The 574-nt window shown below is 73.9% G+C and carries 1 protein-coding gene; it reads right to left on the bottom strand.

The genetic code is table 11. The annotated features are described in order from the left end of the window. Nucleotides 1–574: molybdopterin-binding protein (locus tag ACIKT0_RS19755; protein ID WP_407106945.1), on the bottom strand; the 574-nt coding region annotated here is incomplete at both ends.

The raw sequence follows: 574 nt of genomic DNA, 5'->3' as shown, positions 1-574 counted from the left end.
CGCGATCGCCGGCAATGGCCGCAACGGCCGGGGCGACAGGCCGGCCAGCCGCTCGAGGGCGACACGCCCGATCAACATGTGAGCCACGAGCGCGGCGAACGGGTTTCCGGGCAGGCCGATGAGAACCGCGCCGCCCACATGGCCGACCACCACCGGCTTGCCCGGCTTCAGGGCCACCCGCGCGAGATCGAGCCGGCCGCCCGCGGCTGACACCGAGGCGGCGAGATGATCCTCGTCCCCGACCGAGGTCGCGCCGCTCGTCACGATCACGTCGCAACGCCCGGCCGCCTCCAGCAGCAGCTTCGTCAGGGCCGCCCGATCGTCCGGCGCGACGCCGAGGTCGACCACCTCATGCGACGGCCGCGCGAGGATGGCGGCCAGCATCGGCCGGTTCGCGTCATGGATCCTGCCGGCCCGCAACGGTTCGCCGGGCCGTAGTAATTCATCGCCGGTCGACATGAGGCCGACCACCACGGGTCGCCTGACCGCGACGGCCTCGACCCCGGCCGAGGCCAGGATGGCGAGGTGGCGCGCGTCGAGCCTGACGCCCGCCGGCACGATCACGTCGCCGGCG

Origin of the sequence: Hansschlegelia beijingensis, assembly GCF_045505405.1 — a bacterium.
GTDB classification, from domain to species: Bacteria; Pseudomonadota; Alphaproteobacteria; order Rhizobiales; family Methylopilaceae; genus Methylopila; species Methylopila beijingensis_A.
Note: the sequence above shows the minus strand (reverse complement) of the source record. Positions and strands in the feature narration are given on the sequence as shown.